Source organism: Streptomyces sp. NBC_00647 (assembly GCF_045207245.1).
In the GTDB taxonomy this organism is placed as follows: Bacteria; Actinomycetota; Actinomycetes; order Streptomycetales; family Streptomycetaceae; genus Streptomyces.
On record NZ_CP109040.1, the window covers coordinates 2,057,310 to 2,076,488 of the forward strand.

18 protein-coding genes are annotated in these 19,179 nt (G+C 71.0%); 13 read left to right on the top strand and 5 right to left on the bottom strand.

Annotation, left to right across the window (positions count from 1 at the left end):
* Positions 1–26: 26 nt before the first annotated feature.
* A complete protein-coding gene (locus tag OG788_RS09035; protein ID WP_406370005.1) occupies positions 27–1,151 on the bottom strand; it encodes an 8-amino-7-oxononanoate synthase in 1,125 nt (374 codons plus the stop codon).
* A 171-nt stretch (positions 1,152–1,322) separates the two neighbouring features.
* On the opposite strand from OG788_RS09035, the gene bioB reads away from it, so the two are divergent.
* The 4 genes from bioB to OG788_RS09055 all read left to right on the top strand — a co-directional run bounded on the left by bioB (position 1,323) and on the right by OG788_RS09055 (position 5,464).
* Positions 1,323–2,555: a biotin synthase BioB gene (gene bioB / locus OG788_RS09040; RefSeq protein WP_406370007.1), complete on the top strand. Its 1,233-nt coding sequence runs from the start codon at positions 1,323–1,325 to the stop codon at positions 2,553–2,555.
* Positions 2,548–3,828: an adenosylmethionine--8-amino-7-oxononanoate transaminase gene (locus OG788_RS09045; RefSeq protein WP_351534980.1), complete on the top strand. Its 1,281-nt coding sequence runs from the start codon at positions 2,548–2,550 to the stop codon at positions 3,826–3,828. Before bioB ends, OG788_RS09045 begins: the two co-directional genes overlap by 8 nt.
* 1 nt (position 3,829) lies before the next feature.
* The gene (gene bioD, locus OG788_RS09050) at positions 3,830–4,546 is read left to right on the top strand and encodes a dethiobiotin synthase (RefSeq protein ID WP_406370008.1); all 717 of its coding nucleotides are present in this window, start codon (positions 3,830–3,832) and stop codon (positions 4,544–4,546) included.
* A gap of 237 nt (positions 4,547–4,783) precedes the next feature.
* Positions 4,784–5,464, top strand: a complete 681-nt coding sequence (locus OG788_RS09055) for a class I SAM-dependent methyltransferase (RefSeq protein WP_406376712.1) — start codon at positions 4,784–4,786, stop codon at positions 5,462–5,464.
* Between the two features lie 40 nt (positions 5,465–5,504).
* Here the strand turns inward: OG788_RS09055 and OG788_RS09060 are convergent, their stop codons facing one another.
* The gene (locus tag OG788_RS09060) at positions 5,505–5,879 is read right to left on the bottom strand and encodes a fic family toxin-antitoxin system, toxin component (protein ID WP_351534974.1); all 375 of its coding nucleotides are present in this window, start codon (positions 5,877–5,879) and stop codon (positions 5,505–5,507) included.
* A gap of 4 nt (positions 5,880–5,883) precedes the next feature.
* Complete coding sequence (locus OG788_RS09065) at positions 5,884–6,123, bottom strand: toxin-antitoxin system antitoxin component (RefSeq protein WP_028800409.1); 240 nt, start codon at positions 6,121–6,123, stop codon at positions 5,884–5,886.
* Between the two features lie 216 nt (positions 6,124–6,339).
* Between OG788_RS09065 and OG788_RS09070 the strand changes: the two genes are divergently transcribed.
* The 7 genes from OG788_RS09070 to OG788_RS09100 all read left to right on the top strand — a co-directional run bounded on the left by OG788_RS09070 (position 6,340) and on the right by OG788_RS09100 (position 15,052).
* Positions 6,340–7,302, top strand: coding sequence for an ABC transporter ATP-binding protein (locus OG788_RS09070; RefSeq protein ID WP_406370010.1), 963 nt, complete (start codon positions 6,340–6,342; stop codon positions 7,300–7,302).
* 7 nt (positions 7,303–7,309) lie between these two features.
* Positions 7,310–9,877, top strand: a complete 2,568-nt coding sequence (locus tag OG788_RS09075) for an ABC transporter permease (protein ID WP_406370011.1) — start codon at positions 7,310–7,312, stop codon at positions 9,875–9,877.
* Between the two features lie 57 nt (positions 9,878–9,934).
* Positions 9,935–10,852 carry an LLM class F420-dependent oxidoreductase gene (locus OG788_RS09080; protein ID WP_406370013.1) on the top strand — a complete coding sequence of 306 codons (918 nt, stop codon included), beginning with the start codon at positions 9,935–9,937 and terminating at the stop codon, positions 10,850–10,852.
* Between the two features lie 56 nt (positions 10,853–10,908).
* Positions 10,909–11,334, top strand: a complete 426-nt coding sequence (locus tag OG788_RS09085; RefSeq protein WP_406370014.1) for a GNAT family N-acetyltransferase — start codon at positions 10,909–10,911, stop codon at positions 11,332–11,334.
* A gap of 204 nt (positions 11,335–11,538) precedes the next feature.
* Positions 11,539–12,864, top strand: a complete 1,326-nt coding sequence (locus tag OG788_RS09090) for a hemolysin family protein (protein ID WP_406370016.1) — start codon at positions 11,539–11,541, stop codon at positions 12,862–12,864.
* Positions 12,861–13,874, top strand: a complete 1,014-nt coding sequence (locus OG788_RS09095; protein WP_406370017.1) for a hemolysin family protein — start codon at positions 12,861–12,863, stop codon at positions 13,872–13,874. Before OG788_RS09090 ends, OG788_RS09095 begins: the two co-directional genes overlap by 4 nt.
* A gap of 380 nt (positions 13,875–14,254) precedes the next feature.
* Positions 14,255–15,052 (top strand): SGNH/GDSL hydrolase family protein, encoded by a 798-nt coding sequence (locus tag OG788_RS09100; protein WP_406370018.1) that lies wholly within the window; start codon positions 14,255–14,257, stop codon positions 15,050–15,052.
* Between the two features lie 758 nt (positions 15,053–15,810).
* On the opposite strand, the gene OG788_RS09105 is transcribed toward OG788_RS09100, so the two are convergent.
* Positions 15,811–16,953, bottom strand: coding sequence for a BN159_2729 family protein (locus tag OG788_RS09105; protein WP_406370019.1), 1,143 nt, complete (start codon positions 16,951–16,953; stop codon positions 15,811–15,813).
* Complete coding sequence (locus tag OG788_RS09110) at positions 16,950–17,531, bottom strand: sigma-70 family RNA polymerase sigma factor (RefSeq protein WP_351534947.1); 582 nt, start codon at positions 17,529–17,531, stop codon at positions 16,950–16,952. Before OG788_RS09110 ends, OG788_RS09105 begins: the two co-directional genes overlap by 4 nt.
* A 417-nt stretch (positions 17,532–17,948) precedes the next feature.
* Between OG788_RS09110 and OG788_RS09115 the strand changes: the two genes are divergently transcribed.
* Complete coding sequence (locus OG788_RS09115; protein WP_266756094.1) at positions 17,949–18,425, top strand: transcriptional regulator; 477 nt, start codon at positions 17,949–17,951, stop codon at positions 18,423–18,425.
* Positions 18,426–18,431: 6 nt separating this feature from the next.
* The gene (locus OG788_RS09120; protein WP_406370021.1) at positions 18,432–19,007 is read left to right on the top strand and encodes a hypothetical protein; all 576 of its coding nucleotides are present in this window, start codon (positions 18,432–18,434) and stop codon (positions 19,005–19,007) included.
* Positions 19,008–19,179: the final 172 nt, after the last annotated feature.

Consider the following 19,179-nt stretch of genomic DNA (forward strand, 5'->3'; position numbering starts at 1 on the left):
CTTCACCGGTTCACCGCTTCACGGCTTCACCGGTTCCGGCTGATCACGTCCACCGCGTGCTCGATCTGCTCCTCGGTGAGGTCCGCGCGGGCCGTCAGCCGCAGCCGCGAAATACCGTCGGGCACCGACGGGGGACGGAAACAGCCGACGGCGAGGCCCGCCTCGCGGCAGTCGGCCGCCCATCGCACCGCTCGTTCGGGGGACGGTGCCCGCACGGAGACGACGGCGGCGTCCGGTCGTACCGCGGCGAGGCCCTCCGCCGTCAGACGGGTGTGCAGTGCCGTGGCCACCTCGCGCGCGCGTGCCGCCCTCCCTGGTTCGCGGCGCAGCAACCGCAGCGCCGCCAGGGCCGCGCCCGCCGCCGCCGGCGCCAGACCGGTGTCGAAGATGAAGGTGCGCGCCGCGTTGATCAGGTGGTCGATGACCGCCGCCGGGCCGAGGACGGCGCCGCCCTGGCTGCCGAGGGACTTGGAGAGCGTGACGGTCACGACGACGTCCGGGTCTCCCGCGAGCCCCGCCGCGTACGCGGCGCCCCTGCCGCCATCGCCCAGGACACCGAGTCCGTGCGCGTCGTCGACGACCAGTCCGGCGCCGTACTCCCGGCAGGCGAGGGCGAGTCCGGCGAGCGGCGCCGCGTCGCCGTCCACCGAGAAGACCGTGTCGGAGACCATGACGGCGGGTCCCTCGTGGGTGCCGAGCGCCTTGCGCACACCGTCGGGGTCGGCGTGCCCCACGACCTGGGTGGTGCCGCGGGCCAGCCGGCAGCCGTCGATCAGTGAGGCGTGGTTGCCCGCGTCCGAGACGACCAGCGAGCCGTGCGGCGCGAGCGCCGTGACGGCGGCGAGGTTGGCCGCGTATCCGGAGGAGAAGACGAGGGCGGATTCGAAGCCGCAGAAGTCGGCCAGCTCGCGTTCCAGCTCACCGTGCAGTTCGGTGGTGCCGGTGACGAGCCGGGAGCCCGTCGCACCGCCGCCCCACGTGCGAGCGGCCCGTGCGGCGCCCTCGGTGACCTCCGGATGGCGGGCGAGCCCGAGATAGTCGTTGCTCGCGAGATCGAGAAGCGGCGAGTCGGCGGGGCGCGCGCGCAACGTACGCACGAGTCCGGCCCGGCGGCGCGCCTCGGCCTGCTCGTCGATCCAGCCGAACGCCATGTGTCCTCCGGGGCTCGTGGCCAGTGCGGTGGCGGGTGCTTTGTAGGCAGTGCACAGACCCTAGCGGTCGCTCCTTCGGCCCAGGATGTGGCAATACCCACACGTCGAACCATCTCTGTTGTGCAAACTCTCCTTGGCCGAGAGCGGTCGCATGGTCCAGGATCGGACCTCATGGACCTGCTGAACACGCTGGTGGACAAGGGGCTTCGGCGCGAGCTGCCGACCCGCGACGAGGCGCTGGCCGTACTGGCCACCTCCGACGACGACGTGCTCGACGTGGTGGCCGCGGCCGGCAAGGTACGCCGGCACTGGTTCGGCCGACGGGTGAAACTGAACTATCTCGTCAACCTGAAGTCGGGCCTGTGCCCGGAGGACTGCTCGTACTGCTCGCAGCGCCTCGGCTCCAAGGCGGGCATTCTCAAGTACACCTGGCTCAAGCCCGACGAGGCCTCCCGGGCCGCGGCGGCCGGGCTCGCCGGGGGCGCCAAGCGGGTCTGCCTGGTGGCCAGCGGCCGCGGCCCCACGGAGCGTGACGTGGACCGGGTCTCCGACACGATCAAGGCGATCAAGGACCAGAACGAGAACGTCGAGGTGTGCGCCTGCCTCGGCCTGCTCTCCGACGGCCAGGCCGAACGGCTGCGCGAGGCGGGCGCGGACGCCTACAACCACAACCTGAACACGTCCGAGGGGACGTACGGGGAGATCACGACCACCCACACGTACGCCGACCGGGTCGACACGGTCCAGAAGGCGCACGCCGCGGGGCTGTCCGCCTGCTCGGGTCTGATCGCGGGCATGGGCGAGTCGGACGAGGACCTCGTGGACGTCGTGTACGCGCTGCGCGAGCTCGACCCTGACTCCGTTCCGGTGAACTTCCTGATCCCCTTCGAGGGCACCCCGCTCGCCAAGGAGTGGAACCTCACCCCGCAGCGCTGTCTGCGCATCCTCGCCATGGTCCGGTTCGTCTGCCCGGACGTCGAGGTCCGCATCGCCGGCGGCCGCGAGGTCCATCTGCGCACCCTCCAGCCGCTCGCCCTGAACCTCGCCAACTCGATCTTCCTCGGTGACTACCTCACCAGCGAGGGCCAGGCGGGCAAGGCCGACCTGGAGATGATCGCGGACGCCGGATTCGAGGTGGAGAACGCGGGCGAGGTGACGCTGCCGGAGCACCGGGCGTCGGTCGCCGGAGGCTGCGGATCGCACGCGGACGCCGGATGCGGATCCCACGACAGCGCCGGGTGCGGGTCGCAGGCGGAGTCCGGCTGCGGGTCCCACGCGGACGGCGGGGTGTGTGGTTCCACGGCCGCGGTTCCGGCAGCGGCAGCGGCACCCGCCGAGGCCCGCACGGATCTAGTCTCCGTGCGCCGCCGCGGTGCCGGGACGGACCTCGCGCCCAATGCCTGACCTGTCCGTACGGGAACTGCTCGACCTCGACCGGCGGCACGTCTGGCATCCGTACGGGCCGATGCCCGGCCGCCAGGAGCCGCTGGTCGTGGAGTCGGCGAGCGGGGTCCGGCTGCGCCTGGCCGACGGTACCGGCGAGCTGATCGACGGCATGTCGTCCTGGTGGTCGGCGATCCACGGCTACAACCACCCGGTCCTGAACGACGCGGCTCGCGGCCAGCTGGAGCGCATGAGCCACGTGATGTTCGGCGGGCTCACCCACGAGCCCGCCGTACGGCTGGCGAAGCAACTGGTCGACATCTCGCCGGAGGGGCTGGAGCACGTCTTCCTCGCCGACTCCGGCTCGGTCGCCGTCGAGGTCGCCGTCAAGATGTGCCTCCAGCACTGGCGCTCGCTCGGCCGGCCGGGCAAGCAGCGGCTGCTGACCTGGCGGGGCGGCTATCACGGGGACACCTGGCAGCCCATGTCGGTGTGCGACCCCGAGGGCGGGATGCACGAGCTGTGGCAGGGCGTGCTCCAGCGTCAGGTGTTCGCCGAGGCGCCGCCTGCCGCCTACGAGGAGACGTACGCCGAGCAACTGCGTGAGCTCATCGGGCGGCACGCGGACGAGCTCGCCGCCGTCATCGTGGAGCCGGTGGTGCAGGGCGCGGGCGGGATGCGTTTCCACTCCCCCGCGTATCTGCGGGTGCTGCGCGAGGCCTGCGACGAGCACGACGTCCTGCTGGTCTTCGACGAGATCGCCACCGGCTTCGGCCGTACGGGTGAGCTCTTCGCGGCGGACCACGCGGGCGTCACCCCGGACGTGATGTGCGTCGGCAAGGCGCTGACCGGCGGCTATCTGACGATGGCGGCGACGCTGTGCACCGCGCGGGTGGCCGACGGCATCTCGCGCGGCGAGGTCCCGGTGCTCGCGCACGGCCCCACTTTCATGGGCAACCCGCTCGCCGCGGCGGTGGCGTGCGCGTCCGTCGACCTGCTGCTCGGCCAGGACTGGCGGACCGAGGTGAAGCGGATCGAGACGGGCCTGCGGGACGGCCTCGAGGAAGCGGCGTCCCTGCCGGGTGTCCGGGACGTGCGGGTGCTCGGCGCGATCGGGGTCGTCCAGCTCGACCACGAGGTGGACATGAGGGCGGCGACGGCCGCCGCGGTGCGCGAGGGCGTGTGGCTGCGGCCGTTCCGCGACCTCGTCTACACGATGCCGCCGTACGTCACGGGCGACACGGATCTGGCACGGATCGCCCGCGCGGTGTGCGCGGCGGCGCGGGAGGGTTGAGATGCCGGTACTGGTGATCACGGGGACGGGCACGGAGGTCGGCAAGACGGTCGTCACGGCCGCCGTCGCCGCCACGGCTCTCGCGGCGGGGCGGTCCGTGGCCGTCCTGAAGCCCGCGCAGACGGGTGTAGGTCCGCACGAGCGCGGCGACGCCGACGAGGTGGCCCGGCTCGCGGGTGGCGTAACGACGCTCGAACTGGGCCGTTATCCGGAGCCGTTGGCGCCCGCGACCGCCGCCCGGCGGGCCGGCCTCGCGCCGGTGTCTCCGCAGGAGGCCGCGGAGGCCGCGGCCAAGCTGGCCACCGAGCACGATCTGGTGCTGGTCGAGGGCGCGGGCGGTCTGCTCGTCCGGTTCGACGACGAGGACGGGACGCTGGCGGACGTGGCCCGACTGCTCGACGCACCCGTGCTGGTCGTCGCGTCGGCGGGACTGGGCACGCTCAACACGACGGAGCTGACGGCCCGTGAACTGCGGCGCCGGGAGCTGGACTTCGCGGGCGTGGTGATCGGCAGCTGGCCGGACTCCCCCGATCTGGCGATGCGGTGCAATCTCGCGGACCTCCCGGCGGTGTCCGGGGCGCCCCTGCTGGGCGCGGTACCGGCGGGCGCGGGGGCCCGTTCGCCCGCCGAATTCCGTACGGGGGCGCCGAGTTGGCTGGACCATCGGTTGGGCGGACGCTGGAACGCCGACGCCTTCGCCGCGGCGCACAGGATCTGACGGGCACCTCGCTCCCGTGACACGGCGGGAGCGAGGAGGTTCGTCTCCCCATCCCGGTGTACCCGGACGTGGCCACCAGGGCCGCACGCCTGCCCGTCGGCGTGCGCGTCGGCGTCGGCGCCCCTTGCCGCGGCCCCTTCGTGGAGAGGGCGCCGGCATGCCCCGCGCGTGCGCCGGACCTCCTGAGGGGAGAATCCCGGTACGACCCGTCCTCCCGGGAGGTCCGTCATGCCGTTCATGTCGCGTCGGCCGGCCGGCTCCGGCAAGGTCTCTCCGGAGGCCGTGCACCATCCGGTGTTCGCCCGCTACTACGCCCGCGTCAGCGTCGCCGCCGAGACCCGGATGGGGATGGGCCGGGTACGCGACCGGCTGCTCACCGGGCTGTCGGGGCGGGCCATCGAGATCGGCGCGGGCAACGGCCTGAACTTCGCGCACTATCCGGGCACCGTCTCGGAAGTCGTCGCCATCGAACCCGAGCGGCTGCTCCGGCAGCTGGCCGTGGAGGCGGCGCTGCGCTGCGAGGTGCCGGTCGATGTGGCGCCGGGCGCCGCGGAGGCCCTGCCGGTCAAGAGCGAGGCGTACGACGCCGCCGTGCTCTCCCTGGTGCTGTGCAGCGTGCGGGACGTGCCGAGGGCGCTCGCCGAGGTCCGGCGGGTGCTGCGCCCCGGCGGCACGGTGCGGTTCTTCGAGCACGGCAGCGGTGGCGGGCGGGTGATGGCGTCCGCCCAGCGGGGCCTGGACCGCACGGTGTGGCCGCGGCTGAACGGCGGCTGCCATCTCTCCCGCGACCCGATCGCCGCCCTGCGTGCGGCGGGCTTCGAACTGGGTCCCTACCGGCGGCTGCTGATGCCCGAGAAGGGCCCGCGCCTGCCCACCTCGTACTGCGTCCTGGGCACCGCCCGCCGGCCGCTCGGCTAGAGGCGGTCGGGCAGGATCGGGCCGCGGGGCACGGACGGCGTCACAGGCTCCAGCGGCGCAGTTCGTCCGTGATGTCGTGCACCGTGGCCTCGCCGTTCTTCACGAGGCGGGCCAGCTCCCGCACCTGCTCGGGCGAGGTGACGACCTTGAGGCCGCTGGCGACGAGATAGGCGTACGCGACGGCCGAGGCGAACATCGCGTTGGAGCGTTCGAGCGCCGGGACGTGCAGCAGGAGCTGGAGCAGCGCGGCGGCGCGGGCGTGCGGGCTGTCGTAGACGGGGATGCCGAAGATCTCCGCCTCGTGCCGGCTGACCGCGGCGACGAGGGCTCCCCAGTCGGTGACCTGGGGATCTCCGGGCGTTTTCTGTTCGGCGATCATGAGGAGCCAGGCAAGATCGACTCTGAGACTGCTCAAGGGATCAACGACGACCTTCGCGGGTGCCTTCACGGTCCGCGCCGAACTCCTCGGCGAAGACGGACTCGTACTGCTTCATGAAATCCGCGGCGGCCTCCACGAAGGTGTGGCCCACTTCCCCGGTGTCCTGCCGGACGAGTTCTTCGATGTAGCGGTTCACGCTCATCCCCCGTTCCAGGGCTCGCTCCCGGGCGGCCCGTGCTGTGCCCTCGTCCACCCGGACGTTCAGCTGAGTCTTCGCCATCCTTCGAAGCTAGCGCGGAATCACTAGCACCGGCAAGAGGGCCGCCGGGACCGGGGGGTGGAGAACTCCGGTGGAAAGTGCCCCTTACATCGGTATCAGGGCCACACCCTGGGGCGGAGACCATCCGGCACTCAAGAGGGATACCGAGTGTGCCTCCGATCACACTACGCTCGGGCCGGACGCGGAGTCCGGACACCCATCACAGAGGAGGCGGTCTTGTCCACAGCTGCTGCCGAGCATTCTCCCGGCCGCGCGGAAGGGGACGGGATCGCCGCCCGCGCCCGCGGCCTGACCAAGGCGTACGGTTCCGGCGAGACCGCGGTCCTGGCCCTCGACTCGGTCGACGTGGACATCGCGCGCGGCCGGTTCACCGCCGTCATGGGCCCCTCGGGCTCCGGGAAGTCCACCCTCATGCACTGCCTGGCGGGCCTCGACACCGTCTCGGCCGGACAGGTGTGGCTGGGCGACACCGAGATCACCGGGCTGAAGGACCGCGAACTGACCCGGCTGCGACGGGACCGGATCGGCTTCATGTTCCAGTCGTTCAACCTGATCCCCACCCTGAACGCGGCGGAGAACATCACGCTGCCCATGGACATCGCGGGCCAGAAGCCCGATCAGCAGTGGCTGGACCAGGTCATCGACACCCTCGGGCTGCGCGACCGGCTGAAGCACCGGCCCGCCCAGCTGTCCGGGGGGCAGCAGCAGCGCGTCGCCTGTGCGCGGGCGCTCGCCTCCCGCCCCGAGCTGATCTTCGCGGACGAGCCGACCGGCAACCTGGACTCCCGCGCGGGCCTCGAAGTCCTCGGCTTCCTGCGCGAGGCCGTCGACGAGCTGGGCCAGACCGTCGTCATGGTCACGCACGATCCCGGCGCGGCCGCCCACTCCGACCTGGTCCTCTTCCTCGCGGACGGGCGCATCGTGGACGAGATGGAGCGCCCCACCGCGGAGGCCGTACTGGAGCGGATGAAGCGTTTCGACACGGTCCGGGTGACCTACGACGGCGGGCGCGGCGCGGCCGGTGACCCCGTCCCCGGCACAGACTCCGACGGCGGCGCCCGCTCCGGCGACACGGGGGAACCGGCTCCCGTCACCGGCAAGGGCGGCACCGCCCCCGGCAGCTCCGGCGGCACCGCTCCCGACAGCGGCTCCGGCGACGTAACCCTCGACAAGGACTGAGGCGGGCGTGCTCAAGGCGACACTGCGAAGCTTTCTCGCGCACAAGGGCCGGCTGCTGCTCTCGGCACTGGCCATCGTGCTGTCCGTGGCCTTCGTCGCGGGCAGTCTCATCTTCTCGGACACGGTGACGCGCACGTTCGACCGGCTCTTCGCCTCCACCTCGGCCGATGTGACCGTGGAACCGAAGAACGACCTGAACTCACAGCTTCCGACCGGCGCCACGGAGACGGTGCCGGCCTCGCTCGCGGACCGGATCGCCAAGGTCGACGGAGTCGCCTCCACCCATGTGGACGCGTCGGTGGAGAACGCCCCGGTCGTCGACAGCGAGAACAAGTCGGTCGGACCGACGACAGGCGCTCCCACCATCGTCACCAACTGGGAGATCACCGAACGCAGTCCGGTGAAGCTGACCTCCGGGCACGAGCCGAAGGGCGACGGAGAGGCACTGCTCGACGCCGACACCGCCGACAAGAAGCACCTCGGTATCGGTGACACCCTGACGGTGCAGGCACAGCCCGGCTCGTTCCAGGTGCGGATCGTCGGGATCGCCACCTTCACCACCACCAACCCCGGTGCCGCGCTGATCTTCCTGGACACCCCGACCGCGCAGACCAAGCTGCTCGGCGCCCCCGACGTCGCCACGAGCATCTCCGTGGACGCCGCGCCGGGTGTCGGTGACGATCAGCTCAAGCAGCGCATCGCCGCCGAACTCGACACCAAGACGTACGACTTGAAGACCGCCGATGAGCAGGCCGAGTCGGCAGCCGCCCAACTCGGCGGATTCCTCGACGTCATCAAGTACGTGATGCTCGGCTTCGCGGGGATCGCCGTGCTCGTCGGGATATTCCTCATCGTCAACACCTTCTCCATGCTGATCGCCCAACGCACCCGGGAACTCGGCCTGTTGCGCGCGCTCGGCGCCGACCGCCGTCAGGTGCGCCGGTCGGTGCTCACCGAGGCGCTGCTCCTCGGTCTGGTCGGTTCGACCCTCGGCCTCGCGGCGGGGATCGGGCTGGCGATCGGGCTGATCAAGCTGATGAGCACATTCGGCATGAACCTCAAGTCCACCGAGATGGTGATCGGCTGGGGAACTCCCGTGGCGGCGTACGTCGTCGGGGTCGGCGTCACCTACGTCGCGGCGTATCTCCCGGCCAGGCGCGCGGCGGGCGTCTCCCCCATGGCGGCCCTCGCGGACGCCGAGATCGCGGGTGTGGGCAGGTCGTTGCGGGTACGGGCCGTGGTGGGCGGTGTCATCGGGGCGGCCGGGGCCGCGGCACTCGCCGGATGCGCGGCCTCGTCGAAGACATCGACGTCCGCCTCCCTGCTCGGACTCGGTGTCGTCCTGACGCTGATCGCGACGGTGATCGCCGGGCCCCTGCTCGTCCGGCCGGTGATCCGGGTGCTGGGAGGCGCCTTCCCGGCGATCTTCGGCCCGGTGGGCCGGATGAGTCAGCGCAACGCGCTGCGCAATCCGCGGCGCACGGGCGCCACCGCCGCCGCGCTCATGGTGGGACTCGCCCTGGTCGGCGGCATGTCCGTGGCCAGCGCGTCCATGAGCAAGTCCTTCGACGACCAGATCGACAAGACGCTCGGCGCCGACTTCGTGATCCAGAACGACAACTTCGTCCCGTTCTCCAAGGAGCTCACGGACAAGGTCCGCGCCACCGAGGGCGTCGGGCTCGTCGTCCGCCAGCGGTTCACTCCGGTCGCGGTGCGGATGCCGGACGGCAAGAGGATCGAGACGGCCGCCTCCGCCTACGACGAGCGGCTCGACGACGTCGCCCACATCACGTACGCGCAGGGCGACACGGCGGCGGCGCTCGGCGACGGTCGCATCGCCATGGACGCGGAGTTCGCGAAGGACCACGACGCGCGGATCGGCAGCACGATCCCCGTCGAGTTCCCCGCAGGCCGCAAGACCGAGCTGACGGTGGGCGCGCTCACCGACCAGGACGGCAGCGACGGGTTCGGGATGCAGGGCGGGCTCGTCATCGGCTTCGGCACGATCGAGAAGTTCGTGCCCGGCGGCCAGGACTCAGCGCTCTACGTGAACGCGGCCTCGGGCACCACCCCGGACCAGCTGCGCCCCCGCCTGGAGAAGACCCTCGAGCCCTACCCACAGGTGCAGGTCCGCGACCAGGCCGACTACAAGAAGCTCATCCACGACCAGATCGCCGTGCTGCTCTACCTCGTGTACGCGCTGCTCGGGCTGGCGATCGTCATCGCGGTGCTCGGCGTGGTGAACACGCTCGCGCTGTCCGTCGTGGAGCGCACCCGCGAGATCGGGCTGCTGCGCGCCATCGGGCTCGGCCGGCGCCAGCTGCGCCGGATGATCCGGCTGGAGTCGGTGGTGATCGCCGTGTTCGGCGCCGTCCTCGGACTGGCGCTGGGGATCATCTGGGGCGTCTGTGTCCAGCAGGTGCTCGCGCTGCAGGGCATGAAAGCGCTCGCGATCCCCTGGACGACGATCGTCGCGGTCGTGGTCGGTTCGGCCGTCGTCGGTATCGTCGCGGCGCTGCTCCCGGCACTGCGCGCGTCGCGCATGAACGTGCTCGAGGCCATCGCGCACGAGTGACCGGCTCGCCCCGGTCCGACCGGACCGGGGCATGTCACCGACAGGGAGGGAACGTTCATGTCGCGCCCGTTCCGTTTCGGCGTCAGCCTGCTCACCGCGGCGCCCGCCGCCGAGTGGCGCGCCAAGTGCCGCCGCGCCGAGGAGCTCGGCTACGACGTGATCACCGTGGCGGACCATCTGGGCATGCCCGCCCCGTTCCCCTCGCTGGTCGCCGCCGCCGAGGCGACCGAGCGGCCGCGGCTGGGCACGTTCGTGCTCAACACGGGCTTCTGGAACCCCACGCTGCTGGCCCGTGAGGTGGCCACTACGAACGCGCTGACGGGCGGCCGTCTCGAACTCGGCCTCGGCACCGGATACGTACCGGCGGAGCACGAGACGGCGGGTCTGCCCTGGGGGACCGCGCGCGAACGCGTCGACCGTCTTCGCCACACGGTCGAGGAGTTGGGGCGGATCCTCGGCCCCGGCCTGCTCCCGCACGTGCCGCCTCGGCCCGGCGCGGGGACACCCGAGCCGCCGACCGCACCGGAGCCGCGGGTGCCGTTGCTGATCGGAGCCAACGGCGACCGGATGCTCCGCATCGCCGCGGAGCACGCCGACATCGCGGCGTTCACGGGCGCGCGCACCCGGCAGAACGGCACTCTGGAGCCGGTCACGGCCGGTGAACTCGACGAACGCGTCGCGCTCTACCGGGAGGCGGCCGCCTCCCGCAAGGAACCCGCCGAGCTCAACCTGCTGATCCAGATCGTCGGCGTCAGCGAGGACCGTGGCGCCGCCATCCGGCCCTGGCTGCCCCGGATCCCGCATCTGACCGAGCGGGAGGTCCTGGATCTGCCGGTCGTCCTGGTGGGCACGGTCGAGCAGATCGTCGAGCAGGTGCGGGCCCGGCGCGAGCGCTTCGGATTCTCGTATCTGACCGTGCTGGAGCCGAACCTCGAGGCCTTCGCTCCCGTGGTCCGTGAGCTGCGCGGCCGGTGACCGTCCGCATGACGGAATACGGGGCCCGCGTCCGGCCTCCGTGATGGGATCGGCCCATGACCGACTTGCGGATACGGGCCGCGCGGCCCGATGACCTCGATGCCGTGCTCGCCTTCTGGAAAGTGGCCGCCGAGGGCACGAGCATCAGTGACGACCGGAACGGCGTGGAGCGGCTGGTCGCCCGCGACCCCGAGGCCCTGCTCCTGGCGGAGCGCGACGGCGAGCTGGTCGGCACCGTGATCGCCGGCTTCGACGGCTGGCGCTGCCATCTGTACCGGCTGGCCGTTCATCCCGGACGGCGGCGCCTCGGCATCGGCTCGGCCCTGCTCGCCGCCGCGGAGGAGCGTTTCGTACGGCTCGGAGGGCGGCGCGGCGACGCCATGGTGCTGCGCCGGAACGAAAGCGCCCACCATGCCTGGCGGGCCGCCGGGTATGCGCCCGAGGAGCACTGGCGGCGCTGGGTGAAGCCGCTGACCGACTAGAGGCTCCGCTGCGCCGGGCGGAGGCCGCCGAGGAGGCCCCTTTGCCCGTCCTTTACCATTGGTGGACCATCGGCCCTCCAACGAAAGGTGTGAGCGTCCGCCCATGGGCGAGCCTCCCAGTAGCCGGAGCCGTGTTCCCCACGGCTGCCCCGGACATCGCGCGATCCCCCCGTCCCTGGCCGATCATGGAACGGAGGTGACCCGATGACGGAAGTGTTCCTGCTGCTGGTGGCGGTTCTGCTGTCGCTGGCCTGCGGCGGCTTCGTGGCGGCGGAGTTCTCGCTGACCACGGTCGAGCGCAGCGAGCTGGAACGTGCCGTGGAGCGCGGCGAGCGGGGCGCCTCGGGCGCGCTCAAGGCCGTACGGAACCTCACCTTCCAGTTGTCCGGCGCCCAGCTGGGCATCACCGTGACGAATCTGGTCGTCGGCATGCTCTCCGAGTCCTCGATCGCCAAGCTGATCGCGGGTCCCCTGGAGTCGATCGGCGTCCCGGCCTCCGCCTCGCGCTCGGTGGCCCTGGTCATCGGTACGGCACTCTCGACGATCTTCCTGATGGTCGTCGGTGAACTGGTCCCCAAGAACTGGGCGATCTCCTCACCGCTGGCCGTGGCCAAGCGGGTGGCCACTCCGCAGCGCTGGTTCAGCGCCGCGTTCCGGCCGTTCATCGCGCATCTCAACAACACCGCGAACCACGTGGTACGCCGCTTCGGCCTCGAGCCCGCCGAGGAGCTGGCCTCCGCCCGCGGCCCCCAGGAACTGGTGGCGCTCGCCCGCCACTCCGCCAAGGAGGGCGCGCTGGAGGCGGACACCGCCGAGCTGTTCGTGCGCACTCTGAACCTCGCCGACCTGACCGCGGAAAACGTGATGACGCCCCGCGTCCAGGTCATCGCGCTGGACGTCCAGGCGACCTGCGAGGACGTGGCGAACGCGACCCGGGCGACCGGCCTGTCCCGCTTCCCCGTCTACCACGGCAGTCTCGACGAGGTCGTCGGCGTCGCGCACATCAAGGACGTGCTGACCGTGCGGGCCGGCAGCAGGACACAGACCGCCGTCTCACAGATCATGCGTGAGCCGCTGCTCGTGCCGGAGTCACTGACCGTCGACCGGCTGCTGGACCGGCTCGTCGGCAAGCGCACGATGGCCGTGATCATCGACGAGTACGGCGGTACGGCAGGCGTCGCCACGCTGGAGGACATCGTCGAGGAGGTCGTCGGCGAGGTACGCGACGAGCACGACCCGCACGAGACACCCGACCTCGCCCCGGTCGGCACGGACGACGAGGGCAGGGCGCTGTACTCGGCGGACGGCTCCGCCCGCACCGACCAGCTCGCCCGCGTCGGACTGCGTGTGCCCGACGGGCCGTACGAGACGCTGGCCGGCTTCGTCGCGGCCGAGCTCGGCCGCATCCCCGCCGAGGGAGACACCGTCGAGGTCGCCGGGTGGCGGCTCGACGTGGTGGACGCCTCGGGGCGGCGGGCCGCACGCGTGCTGCTGCACGCGCCGAACGACGCCGAGGAGGGCGCGCGATGACCGCCGTACAACTGCTGATCGGGCTCGCGACGCTCGTCGTGAACGCCTTCTTCGTGAGCGCCGAGTTCGCACTGATCTCGGTGCGCCGCAGCCAGATCGAGCCGCACGCCGAGCGGGGCGACCGGCGGGCGCGCAGTGTGATCTGGGGCCTCGAACACGTCTCGGCGCTGCTCGCGACAGCGCAGCTGGGCATCACGCTCTGCACCCTGGTGCTCGGCATCGTGGCCGAGCCCGCGATCGCGCACCTGCTGGAGCCGGTGTTCCACGCGATGGGTGTCCCCTCCGGTGCGGGGCACGTGGTCTCCTTCGTCATCGCGCTCGCCCTGGCGACGTATCTGCACATGCTGCTCGGCGAGATGGTTCCCAAGAACATCTCCCTCGCGGAACCCGTGCGTACGGCGCTGGTGCTGGGGCCGCCGCTCGTCGCGCTGTCGCGCGCGCTGCGCCCGGTGATCTTCACGGTCAACGCCTTCGCCAACGGGCTGCTGAGGCTGATGCGGGTCGAGACCAAGGACGAGGTCGCGGCGACCTTCTCCGACGACGAGCTGGCCCGCCTCGTCCAGGACTCCAGTGCCGCGGGGCTCATCGACCATCGCGCCCAGGAGCGGCTGCACGACGCGTTGGAGCTGGGCCGCCGCCCGGTGCACGACGTGGTGCTCCCGGTGGAACGCGTCGTCTACGCACGCGTGGGCGTCACTCCGGAGGAGCTGGAGCGGCTGTCGGCCGAGTCGGGCTTCTCCCGCTTCCCGGTCGTCGACGACGGCCGCCGCATCGTCGGCTATCTGCACGTCAAGGACGCGCTGGACGCCATTCCGCGCGAGGTGCCTTTCCGTGTCGAGGACATGCGGCCCATCGCTCGCGTCCGGGAGAGCACCCCGCTGGACGATGTCCTGACGGCGATGCGCCGCAGTCGTACGCATCTCGCGGCCGTCATGGGCAGCGACGGACGGCTCACGGGACTGGTGACGATGGAGGACGTCCTGAGAGAACTCTTCGGTCAGCCGGCATAGGAACCCGTCGAACGACGATCCCGGCCCGGACCGATCCCCCCGTCCGGGGCGATCCAAGCCCTTGGGCGATCCCGGCCGGGGGTCCCAGTCCGAGGCGGTCCCGGCCGGGGGCGGCCCCGGCCGGGCGACCGCTGCCGGGTCGGGGTCACCCGAGCGGGGTCGCCGGGCGGAGATCGTCCGGGCGGGGTCCCCGGGCGGAGGCCGGCCGGCCGTGGGTCGTCCGGACGGAGGTCGCCCGAACCTCGGCCGTCCGGACGCGGGACGGAGGTGGGTTTCGTCGGTGGCGCCGGGCGGGGGGCTGCGCCAACGGCCCGCGGGCCGACCGGCCCGTGAGCCCGACCGACCGATGAGTATGTGTTCGGGTTACCATCTTTCCCGCCATGCAGACGAATGCCACCTACACCAGCCTTGTCGCGGTCGGCGACTCCTTCACCGAGGGCATGTCGGACCTGTTGCCCGACGGCTCCTACCGAGGATGGGCCGACCTCCTCGCCGGCCGGATGGCCGCCCGGACACCCGGTTTCCGCTACGCCAACCTCGCGGTGCGCGGCAAACTGATCGGCCAGATCGTCGCCGAGCAGGTGGACGTGGCCGCCGCCATGCGGCCCGATGTGATCACGTTGGTGGGCGGCCTCAACGACACCCTGCGGCCCAAGGTCGACATGGGACGGGTCCGCGGCCTCCTGGAGGAGGCAGTGGAGCGGCTCGCCCCCGCCTGCGAGCGGCTCGTCCTGATGCGCAGCCCCGGCCGCACCGGTCCGGTGCTCGAACGCTTCCGGCCCCGCATGGAGGAGCTCTTCACCGTCGTCGACGATCTCGCGAAGCGGCACGACGCGCTGGTCGTCGACCTCTACGGAGCGCCCTCGCTCGCCGACCCCCGTGTGTGGGACGTGGACCGGCTGCACCTGTCCGCCGAGGGGCACCGCCGGGTGGCGGAGGCCGTGTGGCAGACCCTCGGGTACGCGGCGGAGGACGCGGAGTGGCGCACCCCGATGGCACCCACGGCACCGCCCGGCTGGGTCGCCCGCCGCGGCGCCGACGCCCGCTTCGCCCGGCAGCATCTGCTGCCGTGGATCGGGCGACGGCTGACGGGGCGCTCGTCCGGCGACGGACTTCCGGCGAAACGGCCGGAGCTGCTTCCCTACGAGGGTCCGGTCACGGGCGGGCACGGCGGCTGACCGCGTGCTCCAGCGAGGGTGATTCCAGAAATCCCGGGTCACGTCCGTGTTCCGGGGAGGCCGAGCGCGGTGGCCACGAGGGCTGAAGGGAGCGCCGATCCGGCGGCTTCCGCCGTGCCCCTCTCTCGAGTGACACGGCGGCCCATGCTCCGCATGAAGAGGACGCTACCGGTTCGCCCCTCGACCGCCACAGGGCGCACAGGGGGCGCTTGACAGCGCGGGAGTGCTGTTGATGCGCTCACTCACGCGCCCCGGAACTACGGCCGGGTCCGGCAGCGTACGCCGGACCCGGCCGACGGCCCCTCCAGCTTTGCGGAGCATGGAGAGGAGCCGTCTCGCCACCCTGGGACGGATGGCAAGTAACAGGCCAGCCGGGAAACCCAGCCGGAATCAACATCAAAGCACTCATGCGTGGGCCTGAGAAGTACGCCCCTGACCACCGCCGAAGGAACTCCCGGTAACGGCTCGCGGGCGTGGCCGGGGCAAAAGCGTGTGCGTACCTTTTCGCACCGTCACGCCATCGGTGGACGGATCAGGGCCGATGTGCCCCATCGGCACCACCTCGGCGAGTCACCGGGAGGGTGGGAAACCAGCCACATCGAGCAGCCGCGCCTACTACAGATCAGGGATGTTCTGGGCCAGGTGCAGTACACGTCCCCGGAACCGGCGTGGACGCATGGCCTCGGGTCGCCTCGTGCAGAGGTGCGGGGCGCCACGGGTGAGAAACAGCCAGCCGAAGCAGCGGTGCCCGGTGGTCGTCACGCACTGTCCCCGGCCATTCCTTCGGTGGGGAGCTCGGATGGGGGCGGGGTGGCCGTCAGCGGGCCGTGCGCCATGACGATCGAAGCCAGCGGATACGGAGGACCGTCCGTTCCGCGCAGGATCAGCAGAGGCATCCCGCGCTCGTCCTGCCGCCGGCCGAGGGACAGCCAGATGCGGTCGGCCCGGTCGACCTGCCCCATTCCGAGGTCGTAGATCCGTCCCCAGAGGTAGAAGGGGTCGGCGGCGGCGTCGCTCGCTTCCTGGAGGAGTTCGGGGACGCCGTGCGCGGTGAGGTGGACAGCCACTCCGTCCAGGGTCCCCGCGGCCACCTGGGCGTGCCCCGCCGTCCTGGTCCGGACGTTGCGGGGAGCCCCGATCGCGTCGAGCCAGTACTCCCAGTCGGCCAGGCACGTGGCCTTGATGGCCACGGTGACCCGCTCGCCGTCCGCGCTGATCTGCATGGCTTCGAGCCGCGCGAGGTGGTCGGACTGGAGGGCCGCGGCGACGGAGACCGCGCGGGCGGAGGCGCTGCCCCATCCGACGGCGCGCGTCCGCGCGGAGGCCGGCCGCACCCGCGGGACCTGGCCGTCGACGCGCCGGGGCACCGGCGCCGCCCCGTGCTCCACCGCGGCCCGTCCGGCGCCGCGGTCGGCGAGGTGCAGCACGATCGCGCCGCGTGCGGCCGGCACCAGCGGCGAGGACGCCGGGGCACGGTCGTGCCGCGGCTCGGGGTCCTCGCCGACGGGCTTGAGCCCCGTGCGGTTCGGCGAGGGGACGGAAGCACGCTGCCTCTCAGGCTCGGACTCCTGCTCGGACTCCGGCTCGGGCTCGGACTCCGGCGCGCGGTCCTCACCGCCGGGGATCAGCCCCTTGCGGTTCAGTGCGGTGGCGATCCTCATCGCGACCTCGCTCGGGTAGCCGCAGTCCTCGACGATCGTGTCGACGGCCGCGTGATAGGCCTCCGGGCAGTTCTGCCACGTCTCGACCTGTGTCCGCAGCCGTTCGAGGACACCGGCACCGCCCACCTCGACCAGCCTCCCCTGCGCCTCCAGTTCGGCGACGAACTCCCGGGCGAACGTGCCGAGTTGCTCGGCGAGATGCGCTTCGACGGCCGTACGGATCCCGGGCACGGTGGTCATGCCGCCACCCCCAGGTACTCGCTGCGCAGCTTGGCCAGAGCCCGGAACTGGAGGGTCTTCACAGCGCCTTCGCTCCGCTCCATCTGGCGCGCCGTCTCGAGCACCGAGAACTCCATCAGGAAGCGACGCGTGAGGACTTCGCGTTGTGGCGGCCGCAGCTGTTCCAGCGCCTGACGCAACAATTCCTCGTCCAGACCGATCAGTACGGTGTCCTCCGTACTGACGGTGAGGTCCTCGTCGAAGCCGAGCATGTCCTCGACGACGAACTCACGGCGCTGCGCGCTCTTGCAATGGTCGATGACCTTGTTCCGGGCGATGGTGATCAGCCACCCGACGAAGCCGACGCCGCGATAGGTAAAGGTGCCACGTTTCATCCAGGCGTTGAGAAAGGTCTCGCCGGTGATGTCCTCGGCGACCTGCCGATTGCGTACACGGCGCTGTACGTAGGCCAGCACCGCGGGGTGGTGCAGAGCGTAGAGCTCCCCGAACGCGTCCCGGTCGCCCGCGAGTGCGCGGGCGATAAGGGCCGGTTCTCTAGTGTCGAACCGCGGTGTTGCGGCGTTAGCCTCGGCGATCAAGGCCTACTCCGTTCATGAGTGGATGAACTGTGGTGGGCAGGTGCTGCGACGGTCCGCTCCGGCATGGCCGGCCTCGGGCGCCGGATGACCGGGTCGTCGTGTCCGAAGGTTTCGAGGCGTCCCCCGCAGATGCCTCGCAGCTCCGCAACGTGGTCGAGCTGATGCCGAGGCGGTGCAAATAGGGTCCCCTCAAAGGGACTTGCATACGTGCGACTAACTCACAGTCATGCAACATATGCAACTTGCGTACACGTACGCAAGTTGCTTCGCCGGTATGACGACGGGACTTTTTGTTGGGAACTGGAGTGCGAACCGTCCCCCTTGGCCTGGCATGACGCCCAAACAGCCGTTGACCTGCGAAGATGCACGCATGCAAGTCGCGTGCAAGTTGCATACATGCGCGCTACTCTCCGGGACATGCGGAGCATGGAAGAGTCCCCCCACGAGTCCCGCGGTGAGCGACAAGCTCTCGCAAGGAGGGTTGGCGAGTACCTCACGAACGCCGCGACAGCGGCCGGGTACGACGTCCGCCCACGAGCCGGTGGCCGGGCTCAGCTGGCCATCGCGATTGGAGTGAGCCTGACGACGATCAGCAGAACACTCGAAGGCAAGACCCTCCCCCTCCCCTCGCAGCTGACGACATGGGCGTCAGTGCTTGGCCTCGACCAGCGGGAGATGTTGGTCAACAGCGGAATGCTTCCTCCGGAACACGGGCCTCAGCCTGCGGTACGGAGGGTAGCCTCAGTCACACTCACCCCGGAGGAGGCCATGGACGCATGGGGCATCACTGATCTCAGAATCCGCACAATGCTCAGCGGGAACATCGTCCAAGCGATCGAGCTCCAGAAGGACCTCGATGCCGACGACAACCGGGGGGCCACTGCAAGGGGGTAAAAAAACGTGGCGTACAGACTGGCATTCGCGTCCACCGCCAGCTGCACAGCCGGCTGGACATTCGTGGGCGAAGGCGTCTGGCACCATGCATGGGAGTCGGCGGCAGTCGGGGTCGGCCTGTTGACCATGGGAGTGGCAGGGGTGCTCGCAGCCCTGCTCCGTCACACGGTCAACCAGGTCGACGTCCGCACACGGCATGATCTGAGCGTCCTGGCGGAGCACCGAAGACGCCTCGAGCTGGACATGCACAAACGCGAGCTGGAGCTGTCCCAGCGAGAGAAGGCCATGGCCCGCAGGGCCACCATCACAGCCATCAGACTCGGCAGCCACGCCCGAGCCCTCGACGAGGCGCGGAACGCGAACACGGCACTCCGCGCCAAGAACTCCTCACTCATGCAGGAGATCGAGGAAGTCAATGACGAGCGCAACCAGCTGATCACGGCCGAGCTCACCCTCGCCCACGACCGGTTCACCTCGAAGACGTACGGGGGCCTGCGCGCTGTGGTCGGCAGCGAGCAGTCCCACCCCGATCCCCACGCGCAGGCGGGCTACGGAAGCCGCCCCCCGCGTTCAGGGTCCTGAGTACGGCACTGCGAAATCGATCCTCCAAGACATCTCCCTACTCAATACGATGAACAACTCTCTTTTACTCAAAGGAAGTTGAGCGTCATTCCGCCGGGACCACCGGCGGACGGCAGGAGCGACGACGCGGTCTGTGGTGCCCGCCCCCGCGCGGTACCTCCGTCCCGTCCCC